The 16,640-nt window shown below is 68.2% G+C and carries 15 protein-coding genes; 1 reads left to right on the plus strand and 14 read right to left on the minus strand.

Features of this window, described 5'->3' with window-relative positions; genetic code table 11:
- The 9 genes from BFF77_RS16215 to BFF77_RS16255 all read right to left on the minus strand — a co-directional run.
- On the minus strand, window positions 1-917 hold a 917-nt coding region (locus tag BFF77_RS16215), incomplete at its 3' end, for an FtsW/RodA/SpoVE family cell cycle protein (RefSeq protein WP_066949749.1).
- Window positions 918-920: 3 nt separating this feature from the next.
- Entirely contained in the window at window positions 921-3,095 is a 2,175-nt protein-coding gene (gene mrdA / locus BFF77_RS16220) for a penicillin-binding protein 2 (RefSeq protein ID WP_066949752.1), read from the minus strand.
- Window positions 3,092-3,763, minus strand: coding sequence for a rod shape-determining protein MreD (mreD, locus tag BFF77_RS16225; RefSeq protein WP_066949755.1), 672 nt, complete (start codon window positions 3,761-3,763; stop codon window positions 3,092-3,094). Before mreD ends, mrdA begins: the two co-directional genes overlap by 4 nt.
- Window positions 3,764-3,775: 12 nt before the next feature.
- Entirely contained in the window at window positions 3,776-4,867 is a 1,092-nt protein-coding gene (mreC, locus tag BFF77_RS16230) for a rod shape-determining protein MreC (RefSeq protein ID WP_079125210.1), read from the minus strand.
- Window positions 4,868-5,029: 162 nt separating this feature from the next.
- Window positions 5,030-6,049, minus strand: coding sequence for a rod shape-determining protein (locus tag BFF77_RS16235; RefSeq protein WP_046498926.1), 1,020 nt, complete (start codon window positions 6,047-6,049; stop codon window positions 5,030-5,032).
- A 275-nt stretch (window positions 6,050-6,324) separates the two neighbouring features.
- On the minus strand, window positions 6,325-6,738 hold the full coding sequence (gene ndk, locus BFF77_RS16240) for a nucleoside-diphosphate kinase (RefSeq protein WP_066949757.1): 414 nt from the start codon (window positions 6,736-6,738) through the stop codon (window positions 6,325-6,327).
- 62 nt (window positions 6,739-6,800) lie between these two features.
- Entirely contained in the window at window positions 6,801-7,214 is a 414-nt protein-coding gene (locus BFF77_RS16245; protein ID WP_066949760.1) for a DUF4233 domain-containing protein, read from the minus strand.
- Between the two features lie 5 nt (window positions 7,215-7,219).
- Complete coding sequence (gene folC, locus BFF77_RS16250; protein ID WP_066949763.1) at window positions 7,220-8,734, minus strand: bifunctional tetrahydrofolate synthase/dihydrofolate synthase; 1,515 nt, start codon at window positions 8,732-8,734, stop codon at window positions 7,220-7,222.
- Window positions 8,735-8,838: 104 nt separating this feature from the next.
- Complete coding sequence (locus BFF77_RS16255; RefSeq protein ID WP_066949765.1) at window positions 8,839-11,460, minus strand: valine--tRNA ligase; 2,622 nt, start codon at window positions 11,458-11,460, stop codon at window positions 8,839-8,841.
- A 136-nt stretch (window positions 11,461-11,596) separates the two neighbouring features.
- Here BFF77_RS16255 and BFF77_RS16260 point away from each other — a divergent pair, with 136 nt between their 5' ends.
- A complete protein-coding gene (locus tag BFF77_RS16260) occupies window positions 11,597-12,553 on the plus strand; it encodes a hypothetical protein (RefSeq protein ID WP_066949768.1) in 957 nt (318 codons plus the stop codon).
- A 64-nt stretch (window positions 12,554-12,617) separates the two neighbouring features.
- Here BFF77_RS16260 and BFF77_RS16265 read toward each other — a convergent pair whose 3' ends face one another.
- From BFF77_RS16265 to BFF77_RS16285, 5 genes are all read right to left on the minus strand, one after another.
- Window positions 12,618-12,923: a helix-turn-helix domain-containing protein gene (locus BFF77_RS16265; protein ID WP_066949770.1), complete on the minus strand. Its 306-nt coding sequence runs from the start codon at window positions 12,921-12,923 to the stop codon at window positions 12,618-12,620.
- Entirely contained in the window at window positions 12,920-13,306 is a 387-nt protein-coding gene (locus tag BFF77_RS16270; protein ID WP_066949773.1) for a type II toxin-antitoxin system RelE/ParE family toxin, read from the minus strand. The genes BFF77_RS16265 and BFF77_RS16270 overlap by 4 nt, the downstream gene beginning before the upstream one ends.
- 107 nt (window positions 13,307-13,413) lie before the next feature.
- Window positions 13,414-14,706 (minus strand): ATP-dependent Clp protease ATP-binding subunit ClpX, encoded by a 1,293-nt coding sequence (gene clpX / locus BFF77_RS16275; RefSeq protein WP_066949776.1) that lies wholly within the window; start codon window positions 14,704-14,706, stop codon window positions 13,414-13,416.
- A 247-nt stretch (window positions 14,707-14,953) separates the two neighbouring features.
- Window positions 14,954-15,637: an ATP-dependent Clp protease proteolytic subunit gene (locus tag BFF77_RS16280; RefSeq protein WP_066949779.1), complete on the minus strand. Its 684-nt coding sequence runs from the start codon at window positions 15,635-15,637 to the stop codon at window positions 14,954-14,956.
- A gap of 68 nt (window positions 15,638-15,705) precedes the next feature.
- Window positions 15,706-16,311 carry an ATP-dependent Clp protease proteolytic subunit gene (locus BFF77_RS16285; RefSeq protein WP_169922671.1) on the minus strand — a complete coding sequence of 202 codons (606 nt, stop codon included), beginning with the start codon at window positions 16,309-16,311 and terminating at the stop codon, window positions 15,706-15,708.
- Window positions 16,312-16,640: the final 329 nt, after the last annotated feature.

Here is a 16,640-nt window from a genome sequence, read left to right on the forward strand (position 1 = left end):
AAGCCCAGCTCCTCGCCCGCGACCGTGAAGACGAAGTCCGTCTGCTGCTCGGGCACGAACTGGCCGGTGGTCTGCGAGCCCTTGAAGAGCCCGGTGCCGGTCAGTCCGCCCGAGCCGATCGCGATCCGCGCCTGGTTGGTGTTGTAGCCCACGCCCGCCGGGTCCAGCTCCGGATTGGCGAAGGCCGCGAAGCGGTTGATCTGGTACTCGTCCAGCACACCGAGTGCCGCGACCGTGACCGCTCCGATCGCGCCGGCTCCCACCAGTCCGAAGATCCACCGGTTGGACGCACCCGAGGCGAGCAGCACGCCGAGCACGATCACCACCATGACCATCACCGAACCGAGGTCGGGCATCATCATCACGATGATCATCGGGAGCACCGCGAGCCCGAGCGACTTCGCGACGATCCAGTGGTCCGGATGTTCCTGGTCGCCCGCGTCCACCCGCGCCGCCAGCATCATCGCCATGCCCAGGATGATCGTGACCTTCACGAACTCGGACGGCTGGAGCGAGAAGCCTCCGGGGAGCAGGATCCAGGCGTGCGCGCCGTTGATGGTGGCGCCCAGCGGAGTGAGCACCAGCACGACCAGCACGACGGAGAGCCCGTAGAGCGCCGGCACCGCGCCTCGCAGCGTGCGGTGCCCGAGCCAGATCGTGCCGACCATCAGGGCGAAACCGATACCGGTGTTGAGCAGATGGCGCAGCAGGAAGAAGTACGGATCGCCCTGGTTGAGCTGTGTGCGGTTACGGGTCGCCGACCAGACCAGCAGCGAGCCCAGCAGCGACAGCGCCAGTGAGGAGAAGAGCAGCGGCCAGTCGAGCCTGCGCACCATCGAGTCACGGGCCGCGAGCCGGGTCCATGTGCCGCGCTGCGGACCGTATCCGGAGACCGAGAAGCCACCTGGGCCGGCCATCGCTCAGTCCCTCCGTACGGTGATCACCGCGGGCGGGCCCGCGAGGAGCTGCGGGTCCAGGGGTTCCTTCGGCGGATCGTACGGTTCGATCTTCGGAGCGTCGATCGAGCCGTCCGGCTGGATCTTGGGCAGTTCCGTGCGCGGCTCGGGCATCAGCGCCTTGCCGAGGTCCTGCTCGCCCTTCGGGTTCAGCCCGTACATCGCCTCGTAGATCTTGCGCACCGCGGGCCCCGAGGCTCCGGAGCCGGTACCACCCTGGGAGATCGTCATGATGATCGTGTAGTCGCTGGTGTACGACGAGAACCACGAGGTCGTCTGCTTGCCGTAGACCTCGGCCGTACCCGTCTTGGCGTGCATCGGGATCTGCTTCTGCGGCCAGCCGCCGAAGCGCCAGGCGGCGGAGCCGCGCGTGGTCACGGCCGCGAGAGCCTCGTCTATCAAGTCACGCGTCTTCGTGTCGAACGGCAGCCTGCCGTGGGACTTGGGCTCGATGATCTTGGTCTGCTTGCCGTCCGCGCTGATGATCGCCTTGCCGACGAGCGGGTCGTAGAGGATGCCGCCGTTGGAGATCGCCGAGTAGATGGTCGCCATCTGGATCGGGGTGACGAGGATGTCGCCCTGGCCGATCGAGTAGTTGACGGAGTCACCGGCGCGCATCAGATTGCCTTCGAGGCAGCCTTCGTAGGCGAGCTGCTGGACATAGGTGCCGCCCTTCTTGCCCTGCTTGCACCAGCCAGCCTTGTTGGCCTCCCAGAACTTCTGCTTCCACTCGCGGTCCGGGATCCGGCCGGTGACCTCGTTGGGCAGGTCGATACCGGTCTCCTTGCCGAGGCCGAACTGATGGGCCGTCCTGTAGAACCAGTTCTTGGCGTCCCTCTTGGGCTTCAGACCGCCGTCCTTGATCCACTCCTTGTGCGCGAGCCCGTAGAAGACGGTGTCGCAGGAGACTTCGAGCGCCTTGCCGAGAGTGATGCTGCCGTAGCCCCGGGACTCGAAGTTCTGGAAGGTCTGGCCGCCGACGCTGTACGAACTGGGGCAGGGATAGCTGCCGTTGAACTTGTAGCCGGCGTTGACCGCGGCGGTCGAGGAGACGACCTTGAAGATCGAGCCGGGCGCCGCCTGGCCCTGGATGGCGCGGTTCAGCAGCGGGAAGTTGGAGTTCTTGCCGGTGAGTCTGGCGTAGTCCTTGGCGGAGATACCGCCCACCCAGGCGTTGGGGTCGTAGGTCGGCTGGGAGGCCATCGCGACGACACGGCCGGTCTTCGCCTCCATGACGACGACGGCTCCCGAGTCGGCCTTGTAGTGCGTGTTGGTGTTGCGGTCCATCTCCTTGCGGGCGGCCTTCATCGCCTCGTTCAGCTCGTACTCGGCGACGGCCTGCACGCGCGCGTCGATGGAGGTGACGACATGGGCGCCGGGCTCGGCCTGGTCGCTGCGGGCCTGTCCGATGACCCGGCCCAGATTGTCGACCTCGTAGCGGGTGACACCGGCCTTGCCGCGCAGCGCCTTGTCGTACGTACGCTCAAGCCCGGAGCGGCCCACCTGGTCGGAGCGGAGATACGGCGAGTCGGTGTCGTGCGCCTTGGTGATCTCCGCGTCGGTGACGGGCGAGAGATAGCCCAGCACCTGGGCGGTGTTGGCGAGACCGGGTGAGGTGTAGCGGCGCACGGCGGTGGGCTCGGCGGTGATCCCAGGGAAGTCCTCGGCGCGCTCCCGGATCTGGAGCGCCTGCTGGGTGGTGGCCTCGTCGGTGATGGGGATCGGCTGGTAGGGCGAACCGTTCCAGCAGGGCTGCGGGGTCTTCGCGTCGCAGAGCCTGACCTTGTCCATCACCTCCTTGGGTTTCATCCCCAGGACGTCGGCGAGCCGGGTCAGCACGTCCTTGCCGCCGTCCTCCATCTTCATCAGGTCGGTACGGCTGGTGGACACGACGAGCCGCGTCTCGTTGTCGGCGAGCGGAACGCCCCGGGTGTCGAGGATCGAGCCGCGCACGGCCGGCTGGACGACCTGCTGCACATGGTTGCTCTTGGCCTCGTCCGTGTACTCCTGGCCGTTGCGGACCTGGAGATACCAGAGCCGGCCGCCGAGCGTGAGGAGAAGGGAGAGGACGAGGACCTGGATGACGATGAGCCGGATCTGGACCCGCTGTGTCCGCCCGGTCTCCGGGATATTGCTCAAAGCCGCTTGACCCCCTTGATACGGCCCGCCCTGGCCGCGCGGTTACGGGCGGCCCTGACCCACAGTCCGCCACGCTGGCCGCCGATCCGCAGTCCCGTGCCGGTGGCGAGCCAGCCCGAGGAGACATCCGAGCCGCCGCCGTTCTTCTCGGTCCCGGCGAGCGGATCGTTCTCGGCGCGTCTGGCCAGCCACATGATCAGCGGTACGACGAACGGCGCGAGAAGCAGATCGTAGACGGCGGCGGAGAACAGCAGGCCCGCGAGGCCCACATGGCGGGCGGCGGTGTCACCGACGAGGGCGCCCACCGCCGCGTACAGCAGCGTCGAACCGACCGCCGCGACCACCACCGCGGTCATCGGGGCGAGCGCCGATCTCATCTGGCCCTTCTCGGGCCGCGCGAGGCCCGCCAGATAGCCGATCACACAGAGCACCAGGGCATAGCGCCCGGCCGCGTGGTCCGCCGGCGGCGCCAGATCGGCCAGCAGTCCGGCGCCGAAGCCGATGAAAGCGCCGCCGACGTGCCCGTACACAAAGGCCAGCGCGAGGACCACCAGCAGTGTCAGATCGGGGACGGCGCCGGGGAGCTGGAGTCTGGCGAGGATGGACACCTGGACGACCATGGCCACCACGACCAGCGTGGTGGAGAGCAGAATCCGGTTGAAGCGCATGGGAATCGAGCCCTACTCCTGGTCGTCCGCTTGGCCGTCGGGATTGTCCTGTGCGGTGCCGTCGCCCGGCGGATTGGCGGGCGGGACGGCCGGCGGGTTGGCGGGCGGATCGGCCGGCGGGAGGCCCGTGCCGTCGCCCGGGTCCGTACCGCCCGCGACATCGGCGGCCTCGCCGTTGACTTCGAGATTGCCCTCGGGCGAGGGAGTGACGGTGACCGTCACGGTCGGCGTCGGCTCGGCCTTGGGCTTGGGCGGAAGCACCGTGTCCCTCGGATCGGTCCTGGGCGCCTCGACCACCACACCGACGATGTCCAGCTTGGTGAACCCGGCGAAGGGCCGTACGTAGATGGTCCGGGTGAGATTGCCGCCGGACGGATCGACCCGTACGACCTGGCCGACCGGCACACCGGGCACGAAGGGCTTGTCCTTGCTGGAGCCGAAGGTCACCAGCCGGTCGCCCTTCTTCACCTTCGACTTGCCGTTGAGGAGCTGGACGGAGAGCGGACGGTCGCCCTGTCCGGTGGCGAAGCCCAGTTCGTCGGTCCCCTCCATCCGGGTGCCGACGGTGAAGTCCGGGTCGTTGGCGAGCAGGACGGTCGCGGTGCCCGGACCGACGGTGGTGACGCGGCCGACCAGCCCGTCGCCGTTGATGACCGTCATGTCGCGCTCGATGCCGTCGTCGGATCCCGCGTCGATGGTGACCGTCCAGGAGAAGCCCTGGGCCGCTCCTATGGCGATGACTTCGGCGCCCTTGATGCCGTACTGCCCGGCGCCCGCCTTCTTGAGCATCTTGTCGAGTTCACGCACCCGGCTGCGGTTGCGGACATCGCTGCCGAGCCGGGTCTTGAGCGCGGTGTTCTCCTTCTGGAGCGCGGCGATACGGTCGTGCCGCGCGCCGGAGTCCCGTACGGCTCCTATGGCGTTGCCGACCGGATTGACCGCGGACGCGACGCCGTTCTCCACCGGGCCGAAGACCGCCGCGGCGACCCGCCGCGCGCCGTCGACCGGTGAGCCCTCACCACCGCGGATGTCCACCGTGATCAGTGCGAACGCGATGGCGACCAGCAGCACCAGGAGCAGCCGGCTCTCTCGTGTGTCCCTCACGTGCGGCGGCCGTGCCTTCCTCGTAGGAATGTTTCTGTGTCTGTGCCGGCGACAGGTCCGCCGGCGCTCCGCCGTACGGGAGGTCCGAGGCCCGTACCGGTGGTCCCCCGGGCCGCCGGGCCCGGAGGGATCACGGGGCCCAGGGGGATTCGGACGCCCACGTCAACGGCGGGGCTGGGCGTCCAGCACCTGCTGGAGCGCCTCGAACTCCTCGACGCACTTGCCGGCTCCGAGCGCGACGGAGTCCAGCGGATCCTCGGCGATATGGATGGGCATTCCCGTCTCCCGGCGCAGCCGCTCGTCGAGACCGCGCAGCAGCGCGCCGCCGCCCGTGAGCACGATCCCACGGTCCATGACATCGCCGGACAGCTCGGGCGGGCATTTGTCGAGTGTGGTCTTCACCGCGTCGACGATCGAGTTGACCGGCTCCTCGATGGCCTTGCGCACCTCGGCGGCGGAGATGACCACGGTCTTCGGCAGTCCGGAGACCAGATCTCGTCCGCGGATCTCGGTGTGCTCGTCCTTGTCGAGGTCGTACGCCGAACCAATGGTGATCTTGATGCTCTCGGCGGTCCGCTCACCCAGGAGGAGGGAGTACTCCTTCTTGATGTGCTGGATGATCGCGTTGTCCAGCTCGTCGCCGGCGACGCGGATCGACTGGGCCGTGACGATTCCGCCGAGGGAGATCACCGCGACCTCGGTGGTGCCGCCGCCGATGTCGACCACCATGTTCCCGGTGGCCTCATGGACCGGCAGTCCCGAGCCGATGGCCGCGGCCATGGGCTCCTCGATGATGTGCACCTGACGCGCGCCGGCCTGGGTGGAGGCCTCGATGACGGCACGGCGCTCGACACCCGTGATACCCGAGGGCACACAGACGACCACACGTGGCCGGGCGAGATAACGACGCTTGTGGATCTTGAGAATGAAGTAACGCAGCATGCGCTCGGTGATTTCGAAGTCGGCGATCACACCGTCCTTCAGCGGACGCACGGCAACGATGTTGCCCGGTGTCCGCCCGATCATCTTCTTCGCTTCGGCGCCGACCGCGAGAATGCCGCCTGTGTTGGTGTTGATGGCTACGACGGACGGCTCGTTGAGTACGATCCCCCGGCCTCTGACGTACACCAGCGTGTTGGCGGTCCCGAGGTCGACAGCCATGTCACGGCCGATGAACGACATGTTGTTCCCCATGAGGATGCGTCTGGCCTTCCCAGATCGAGCTTTTGATGGCTTCTCAGGATGGCGAGGTGGGTGCTGTGGCTTGGAGGCTTCCATCGTAGTCACGCCTGTGCGACGTCCGCTCGCTGGGCCGCCCCGCTAACTCGTCGGCCCACCTCGATAAGGGTGACGAAGAGTCGGCCGAATGCGTTCCCGGAATGGCCCCGCATATGCCCAAAGGCGACCGAATTCCTTCGGTCGCCTCAAGCGGTCGGCCTCGTTCGGCTGACTGACGGTCAGGAAAGTCCCGGAAAGAAAATTTTCAGTTCCCGAATGGCGGACTCCTCGGAGTCCGAGGCGTGGATCAGGTTCTCCCGGACAATGGTGCCGAAGTCCCCCCGGATGGACCCGGGCGCTGCGGCGATCGGGTCAGTCGGGCCGGCGAGGGCGCGCACGCCCTCGATGACCCGCTCGCCCTCGACCACCAGGGCGACGACCGGGCCCGAGGCCATGAAGCCGAGCAGCGGCTCGTAGAAGGGCCGGCCCTTGTGCTCGCCGTAGTGCTGCTCCAGCGTCTCCTGGTCCAGGGTGCGCAGTTCAAGAGCGGTGATGGTCCAGCCCGCCTTGCGCTCGATACGGCCGATGATCTCGCCGATCAGCCCGCGCCTGACCGCGTCGGGCTTGAGGAGGACGAGAGTGCGCTCGGTCACGGTGCAGGCTCCTTCATGTGCGGGTGCAGGACTTAGAGGCTACAGGGCACGGCCCGCCTCGATTACACAGCGTCAGCCTCTGCCGAGGCCTGTCCCGGGGCCCGTTCACCGCCCCGTTCCTCGCCTTCGGCCCGCTCCTGGGCCTCGGCCTGCTCCGCCCAGCGCGCCTTGGCCTGGTCGATCGCCCGCCCGTAGTGCACCGAGGCCCACCACAGGGCCGCGAAGATCGCACCCAGCGCGAACATCGCGGGGACCGCCACACCGCTCGCGACCAGCGCTGTCTGGAGCGCCCAGCCGAGCTGCACACCGCCGGGACGGGTGATCATCCCGCATAGCAGCAGACACAGCACCATCGCGACACCGCAGACCGTCCAGACCGTCCCCACCGACAGATCGTCCGACTTCATCGCGACCAGACCGGCGAAGCCGATCACGAAGATCTCGGCGATCAGTGTCGACGCACAGAGCGTACGCAAGGAATTCAGCTCCTCTTCAACAGCAGCCGGGCCTCGCCGACCGTGATCACCGAGCCGGTCACCAGCACTCCCGCGCCCGCGAACTCGGACTCCTCCTCGGCCAGCGTGATCGCCGCCTCCAGCGCGTCGTCCAGACGGGGCTCGACCTGTACGCGGTCGTCGCCGAAGACCTCCACCGCGACGGCGGCCAGCTCGTCCGCGTCCATCGCCCGATGACTGGAATTCCGGGTGACCACCAGCTCCGCGCAGATCGGCTCCAGCGCCTCCAGCACACCGCGCACGTCCTTGCCGTCGCTGGCGCCCACCACACCGATCAGCCGGCTGAAGCCGAAGGACTCGGTGACGGCGGCGGCAGCGGCGCGCGCGCCCGCCGGGTTGTGCGCGGCGTCCAGCACCACCGTGGGCGAACGCCGTACGACTTCGAGCCGGCCCGGCGAGGACACCGACGCGAACGCCTTGCGGACGGTGTCCATGTCCAGCGGACGCGCGTGCTGGGCCCCGATACCGAAGAACGCCTCGACGGCCGCGAGCGCCACCGCCGCGTTGTGCGCCTGGTGGGCGCCGTACAGCGGCAGGAAGACCTGTTCGTACTCACCGCCGAGACCGCGCAGGGTGAGCAACTGCCCGCCGACCGCGACCTCCCGGGCCACCACGCCGAACTCCATGCCCTCGCGCGCGACCGTGGCGTCCACGTCGACGGACTTCTTGAGCATCACCTGCGCCGCGTCCACCGGCTGCTGAGCGAGGATCACCGTCGCGCCCTGCTTGATGATCCCGGACTTCTCCACGGAGATCTCACCGGGCGTCTTCCCCAGCCGGTCCGTGTGGTCCAGATCGATCGGTGTGACGACGGCGACGGCGGCGTCGATGACATTCGTCGCGTCCCAGGTGCCGCCCATGCCGACCTCGACCACGGCGACGTCCACCGGCGCGTCCGCGAACGCCGCGTACGCCATGCCCGTCAGCACCTCGAAGAAGGAGAGCCGGTACTCCTGCGTGCCGTCGACCATCTCGACGTACGGCTTGATGTCCTCGTACGTCTCGATGAACCGCTCGGCGGAGACCGGCGCGCCGTCCAGACTGATCCGCTCGGTGATCGACTGGACGTGCGGGCTGGTGTACCGGCCGGTGCGGAGATCGAACGCGCCGAGCAGCGCCTCGATCATCCGGGCCGTCGACGTCTTGCCGTTGGTCCCGGTGATGTGGATCGAGGGGTAAGTGCGCTGCGGATCTCCCAGCACGTCCATCAGCCCGGCGATCCGGCTCACCGAAGGATCGAGCTTCGTCTCGCCCCAGCGTCCGGCGAGCTCCTGCTCCACGGCGCGCAGCGCCTTGTCCACCTCGGGGTCCTCGGGCCGCCCGGGCACGCCGTCCCCCTGGGCGGGCCCCGCCTGGGCACGCAGCGTACGGCTGCCGGCCTCTATCACCGCCAGGTCGGGGTCGCGCTCGGTCTCGGCGGCGACGATCTCGTCGAAATCGTCGGGCTCGCCGGGCTGGTCGAATGGACGCTGCTCGCTCACGCCACCAGTCTACGGAGCCCCGCCGACAGCCCGGCCCCCCGGCCGTCACAGGCCGGGGGGCCGGGATCACACCCGCGTACGGGGGTGCCGGTCGCGTACGGCCGTCAGCCCTCGGGCAGCGCCGCCACCTGGGCGCCGATCCGCGCGATGTCCGCCTCCGCCCTGGCGAGCCGGGCGCGGATCTTCTCGACCACGTGATCGGGCGCCTTCGCGAGGAACGCCTCGTTGCCGAGCTTCGCCTCCGCCTGCGCCTTCTCCTTCTCGGCCGCGCCCAGATCCTTCGTCAGCCGCTTGCGCTCCGCCTCGACGTCGATCGTGCCCGACAGGTCCAGCGCCACCCGCGCGCCCGCGACCGGCAGTGTCGCCGTCGCGTGGAAGGACTCGCCCTCCGGCTGGAGCCGCAGGAGCTGGCGGATGGCCGCCTCGTGCGCCGCCAGCGCCGTACCGGACAGATCCAGCCGCGCCGGCACCTTCTGTCCGGGCTGGAGCCCCTGGTCGGCCCGGAACCGCCGCACCTCCGTGATCACCTGCTGGAGATGCCCGATCTCCCGCTCGGCCCTCTCGTCGCGGAATCCGCTGTCGGCCGGCCAGTCCGCGACGACGAGCGACTCCTTGCCGGTGAGCGTGGTCCACAGCGTCTCCGTGACGAACGGGACCACCGGATGCAGCAGCCGCAGCATCACGTCGAGGACCTCGCCCAGCACCCGTCCCGAGACCCGCGCCTGCGCGCCGCCCTCGAAGAAGGTGGTCTTGGAGAGCTCGACGTACCAGTCGAAGACCTCGTCCCAGGCGAAGTGGTACAGCGCGTCGCTCAGCTTCGCGAACTGGTAGTCCTCGTAATACGCGTCGGCCTGCGCGATCGTCTCGTTCAGCCGCGAGAGGATCCAGCGGTCCGCCGCCGACAGCTCACCGGCCGCGGGCAGCGGGCCCTCGACCGTGGCGCCGTTCATCAGCGCGAAGCGCGTCGCGTTCCAGATCTTGTTCGCGAAGTTCCGGGACGCCTGGACCCAGTCCTCGCCGATCGGCACGTCCGCGCCGGGATTGGCCCCGCGGGCCAGGGTGAAGCGGACGGCGTCCGAGCCGTACGCGTCCATCCAGTCCAGCGGGTCCACCGAGTTCGGGTTGGACTTCGACATCTTCTTGCCGTGCTCGTCACGGACGAGACCGGTCAGCGCGATCGTGTGGAACGGCGCCACGCCGTCCATCGCGTACAGCCCGAACATCATCATCCTGGCGACCCAGAAGAAGATGATGTCGTGCCCGGTGAGCAGCACATCGGTCGGATAGAACTTCTTGAGATCCGCGGTCTGTTCGGGCCAGCCGAGCGTCGAGAAGGGCCACAGGCCGGAGGAGAACCAGGTGTCCAGGACGTCCGAGTCCTGCGTCCAGCCCTCGCCCGTGGGCGGCTCGTCGTCCGGTCCGACGCACACGGTCTCGCCGTTCGGGCCGTACCAGACCGGGATGCGGTGGCCCCACCAGAGCTGGCGCGAGATGCACCAGTCGTGCATGTTGTCGACCCAGTCGAAGTACCGCTTCGACAGATCCTCCGGGTGGATCCGGACACGCCCGTCCCGGACCGCGTCACCCGCGGCCTTGGCCAGCGGCTCGACCTTGACCCACCACTGGAGCGACAGCCGCGGCTCGATCGTCGTCCTGCAGCGCGAGCAGTGGCCGACGGAGTGGACGTACGGACGCTTCTCGGCGACGACGCGGCCCTGCTGGCGCAGCGCCTCCACGATCGCGGAGCGCGCCTCGAACCGGTCGAGTCCCTCGAACGGGCCGGGCGCGGTGATGACGGCGCGCTCGTCCATGATCGTCAGGGATTCGAGACCGTGCCGTCGGCCGATGGCGAAGTCGTTGGGGTCGTGCGCCGGTGTCACCTTGACCGCGCCCGTGCCGAACTCCGGGTCGACATGGGTGTCCGCGACGACCGGGATCGTACGGTTGGTGAGCGGCAGCTTGATCCGCCTGCCGATGAGATGCGCGTACCGCGGGTCGTCGGGATGGACGGCGACGGCGGTGTCACCGAGCATCGTCTCGACCCGGGTCGTCGCGACGACGACCGTCTCGTCACCCTCGCCGTACTTCAGCGAGACCAGCTCGCCGTCGTCCTCCTGATAGTCCACCTCGATGTCGGAGATCGCGGTGAGACAGCGCGGGCACCAGTTGATGATGCGCTCGGCGCGGTAGATCAGCTCGTCGTCGTAGAGCTTCTTGAAGATCGTCAGAACGGCCTTGGACAGCCCCTCGTCCATGGTGAAGCGCTCACGCGACCAGTCGACACCGTCGCCGAGCCGGCGCATCTGGCCGAGGATCCGGCCGCCGTACTCCTCTTTCCACTGCCAGACCCGCTCGACGAACTCCGCCCGCCCGATGTCCTGACGGGACTTGCCCTCCTCGGCGAGCTGCTGCTCGACCTTGTTCTGCGTGGCGATTCCGGCGTGGTCCATCCCGGGCAGCCACAGCGCCTCGTAGCCCTGCATCCGCTTGCGGCGGGTGAGGGCGTCCATCAGCGTGTGCTGGAAGGCATGCCCGAGATGCAGGCTGCCGGTGACGTTCGGCGGCGGGATGACGATGGTGTACGGCTCCTTGCCGCTCTTCGCGTCCGCCTCGAAGTAGCCGCGGTCCACCCAGCGCTCATACAGCTTCCCCTCCACCTCGGCCGGCACGTACTGGGTCGGCAGTTCGGGGTCGCTGACTGGCTGCTGCTGAGTGTTCTCGGTCACGGGGTCAGTTTAGAGGTGTCACGGGCGCGTACTGAAACGGGATTGTTCGGTAACGGAGCCGCCCCGAACGGCCCAGGTCACTGTCTCTTCCGACAGGATGTTCGGAACGCATAAGTTTCCGGAGGGGACAGGACAGATGAGTTACCACCAGCCGGGCCCGTACGGTGGCCAGCAGCCTCAGCAGCCTGGGCCCTACGGTCAGCCGCAGCCGGGGCCCTACGGACAGCAGCCCCCGCAGGGGCCGCCGCAGCCCGGCTACGGTTATCCGCAGGCGCCGGGTGTGCCGCCGCAGGGGCCGCCGCCGCCCGGTACACCGCCCGGGTACGGCTATCCGCAGCAGCCCGGCCCGTACGGACAGCCGCCGCAGCAGCCTCCGTACGGCGGCGGCCCGTACCCGCCTCCCCCTCCGGGCCCCGCGCCCAGGAAGAAGAAGACCGGTCTGATCATCGGTGTCGCCGTGGTGGCGCTCGCGGTGATCGCCGGCGGTGCGTACGTCCTGACCTCGGGCGGCGGTGGCGGCGGCTCGGTCGCGGACGACGGCCCGCACAAGCTGGCGACGCCCGCGACGGTCATCGACGGCACGTACAAGAAGATCGACGCGGGCGCCGCCGGTGCCGACGGCATGTCCGAGAAGGACATCAAGGACATGGAGACCTGGGGGGTGAAGAACCCCAAGGACGTCGGCGCGGGCTACACGAGCAAGGCGAGCAGCGACGCCCTGATGGGCAATCAGCTCACCTTCAGCGGTGTCTACGGCGAGATCGAGGACCCGGAGAAGGTCATCGACGCGCTGTTCGCCAGCATGAAGACGGAGGCCGCCGCGGACAAGACCGGCGGAGGCGAACTGGTCGGCAGCCCTCAGGAGTTCTCGCCCACCGGGTTCGAGAACGGCGTCCTGAAGTGCCAGGAGGCCAAGATCACGGACAGCGGCAAGACGTCGTCCTTCCCGACCTGCATCTGGGCCGACCACAGCACCGTGGCCTACGTCCTGTCGATCGACCTCGCCCAACTCTCCACCGGCAAGCCCACCTCCCTCGCGGACGCGGCCATCCTGGCCGCCAAACTCCGCAACGACGTCCGGGTGGCACTCTGACCGCTCACGGCACGCACAGCGCACGGACGCGCTGTGCGTGCTGTGGCCGGCGGTACCGGCGAGCTCAGAGTCGCACCGACACGTTTCCGACCGTGGCCAGTATCGTCAGCTCTCCACCAATGGCCTGGAGATAGGCCGCAAGCGTCGAGGTGTCCAGCCGTACGCCACCACGCTCGATCTGGCTGATCCGCCCCTGCGTGACGCCCATCTTCCGGGCGACCTGCACTTGTGTCATCCCCTGCGTCTTCCGGAGAGCGGCGAGTTCGTGGCCCCTCTCCGCGTCGACCATCTCACGCTTGATCTCATCGATCCGTTCGCGCTTCTCCGGTGTGATGCCACCGGTCAGATCCGCCATGCCGCCGAGCTTCACGATTCGTTCTCCTCCCTCAGCGCATCGAGGTAAGCGGTGTACTTGGCATCGGCTTCTTTGATCGCCCTCGGATACCACGCCGACCACTGCCGTCCGTCGGCCTTGTTGCCCGCGACAAGGAACACCGCGCGTCGTACCGGATCGAAGACGAACAGCATCCGGATACTGACGGATCCTCCGCTCCGAGGACGAAGCTCCCGCATGTTGCGGTACTGACTGCCGTCAACAGCTCCGACCGTCGGGCGGCGGAGGGCCGGACCGCACTCCTGTAATCGCTCAAGGGCAGCGATGACGTGGTTATGGCTGTCGGGATCCTCTTTGCCGAGGACTTGAATCCACTCCAGGACATCGGCGAAAAACCTCAGCTCGTACGGACCGTCCACCCGATCGACATTAGCAGCACCTAATGTCTCGGGCAACGCGACGCCCGGCCGGTTGGACCGGCCGGGCGTTGCTGTGGGTCGTTCCTGTCCGCCGTGTCGGGCGGCGGCTACGCCGACTTCTCGTGGCGGCCGTCGTTCTTCACGATCCTCGGCTCGCGCGGGACCAGCGTCGGGTTCACGTTGTCGCGGACGACCTCCGCCGTGATGACGACGCGGGCCACGTCCTTGCGGGACGGGACCTCGTACATCACCGACTGGAGCACCTCTTCGAGGATCGCGCGCAGACCGCGCGCTCCCGTGCCGCGCAGGATCGCCTGGTCGGCGATGGCCTCCAGCGCCGGGCGGTCGAAGTCCAGCTCCACACCGTCGAGTTCGAAGAGCCGCTGGTACTGCTTCACCAGCGCGTTGCGCGGCTCGACCAGGATCTGGAGCAGCGCCTCGCGGTCCAGGTTGTGGACCGACGTCAGCACGGGCAGACGGCCGATGAACTCCGGGATCATCCCGAACTTCACCAGGTCCTCCGGCATGACCTCCTGGAACTGGTCGCTCGCCTCGATCTCCCGCTTCGAGCGGATCGTCGCCCCGAAGCCGATCCCCTTCGCGCCCGCCCGCGACTCGATGATCTTCTCCAGACCGGCGAAGGCTCCGCCCACGATGAACAGCACGTTCGTCGTGTCGATCTGGATGAACTCCTGGTGCGGATGCTTGCGTCCGCCCTGCGGCGGTACGGAGGCCGTCGTGCCCTCCAGGATCTTCAGCAGCGCCTGCTGGACGCCCTCGCCCGAGACATCACGCGTGATCGAGGGGTTCTCGCTCTTGCGGGCGACCTTGTCGATCTCGTCGATGTAGATGATCCCGGTCTCGGCCTTCTTGACGTCGTAGTCGGCCGCCTGGATCAGCTTCAGCAGGATGTTCTCGACGTCCTCGCCGACATAGCCGGCCTCCGTGAGCGCCGTCGCGTCCGCGATGGCGAACGGCACGTTCAGCATGCGGGCGAGCGTCTGCGCGAGGAGCGTCTTGCCGGAGCCGGTCGGGCCCAGCAGCAGGATGTTCGACTTCGCCAGCTCGATCGCGTCCTCACGGCCGGACGCGCCACCGGTCTCACCGGCCTGCACACGCTTGTAGTGGTTGTACACCGCCACCGACAGGGCCTTCTTCGCGGGCTCCTGGCCGACGACATAGCCCTCGAGGAACTCGTAGATCTCACGAGGCTTGGGCAGTTCCTCCCACCGCACCTCGGAGGTCTCCGCGAGCTCCTCCTCGATGATCTCGTTGCAGAGGTCGATGCACTCGTCGCAGATGTACACACCGGGACCCGCGATGAGCTTCTTCACCTGCTTCTGGCTCTTCCCGCAGAACGAGCACTTGAGCAGATCGCCGCCATCACCGATGCGTGCCACGAGGTGCTTCCCCTTCGCCTGGGAGCAGCTTTGGTTCAGCGGCTCCTGTGCCTCATATCCGACGGTACCTTGCTCGGGCCCCCGTTCGGGCCCCCCTTGGCGCGGTTCACATGGTCGTGGGATCCCGTCCGGTCCCTCACGGACCTGGTCCCGGTCCCGTACGGACCCGGCGGGACGGTCCGGCAGGACCTCCCCCGCGAAGCCCAACCGGACTCATGCGCGCACCGCGCCAAGGGCGCCGGGTGTGTCAGGCTGCCGCAGCGGCCGTCGTCTTGCGGGTCGACACGATCTGGTCGACCAGGCCGTACGCGAGCGCGTCCTCGGCCGTGAGGATCTTGTCACGCTCGATGTCGTCGCGGACCTTCTCGATCGGCGTGGTGGAGTGCTTGGCCAGCATGTCCTCGAGCTGGGCGCGCATCCGCAGGATCTCGTTGGCCGCGATCTCCAGGTCGGAGAGCTGCTCACGGCCGGTCTGGCTGGACGGCTGGTGGATGAGCACACGCGCGTTGGGCAGGGCGAGCCGCTTGCCGGCGGTCCCGGCGGCGAGCAGAACGGCGGCGGCGGAGGCGGCCTGGCCCATGCACACGGTCTGGATGTCGGGCTTCACGAACTGCATGGTGTCGTAGATGGCCGTGAGGGCCGTCATCGAGCCACCGGGGCTGTTGATGTAGATGGAGATGTCCCGGTCGGGATCCATCGACTCCAGGCAGAGGAGCTGCGCCATGACGTCGTTGGCGGAGGCGTCGTCGATCTGCACACCGAGGAAGATCACACGCTCCTCGAAGAGCTTCGCGTACGGGTCGTACTCACGCACGCCCTGCGAGGTGCGCTCCACGAAGCGCGGAACGACGTAACGGTTGTCCACCTGCGGGCCGGTGTAGAGACCGCTCGCGGAGTAGTTGTTCATGTTGTGCATGTGGGTGTTCACCATCCTGTGGCGTTCGGTGGTCTTGGCCGGCCGATGCGGCTGGTGCGGCTGCTGCGGGGCGGCGGTGCTGCTCAGGCCCCGGTGCCGCCGCCGCCCGGAACGCCGGAAGCAGCGGAGATGATCTCGTCGATGATGCCGTAGTCCTTGGCCTCCTCGGCGGTGAACCAGCGGTCGCGGTCACCGTCGCGGATGATCGTCTCCTCCGACTGCCCGGTGTGGCGGGCGGTGATCTCGGCCATGCGCTTCTTGGTACGGAGCAGCTGCTCGGCCTGGATCTTGATGTCGGAGGCGGTGCCACCGAGGCCCGCGGAGCCCTGGTGCATGAGGATGTCGGTGTGCGGCAGCGCGAAGCGCTTGCCCGCCGTGCCACCGGTCAGCAGGAACTGGCCCATCGACGCGGCGAGACCCATACCGATGGTCACCACGTCGTTCGGGATGTACTGCATGGTGTCGTAGACGGCCATGCCGGCCGTCACGGAACCGCCGGGGCTGTTGATGTACAGGAAAATGTCCTTCTCGGGCTCGGCCGCGAGGAGGAGGAGCTGCGCCGTGATCTTGTTCGCGATGTCGTCGTCGACCTGCTGGCCGAGGAAGATGATCCGCTCTCCGAGCAGCCGGCTGTAGACCTGGTCGCCGAGGCCACCACCGAGGGACGGCTCACCGGCGGCGTAAGGCATCAGATTCGTCACGTATACACCTGCTCGTCTCTGACGGCTTTGGCCGTCTCAGCGTCTTCGTACCGGGGACGGGAGACTCCCCAGCCCTCGTATTCATGGACCCTAACGCGCTGGTCGGCGGGCGCCATCCCGGTTCCGTGGCTGTTCGCTGGGAGCGCAAGGTAGTTGAAGGCCGCGAGGCTCTGTACGGCCCTGTACGGGCCTGGACACGGACGCGAAGGGCCCCGGGGTCGCGTGGCGCGTCCGGGGCCCTTCCTGGCGTTCAGAGCGACGTTCGGAGCGGCGTCGGCCCCACCGGGACCGCCGGCGTGTCCGGGCCGGCCCGGACA

It is taken from the genome of Streptomyces lushanensis (genome assembly GCF_001700515.1).
Lineage (GTDB): Bacteria > Actinomycetota > Actinomycetes > Streptomycetales > Streptomycetaceae > Streptomyces > Streptomyces lushanensis.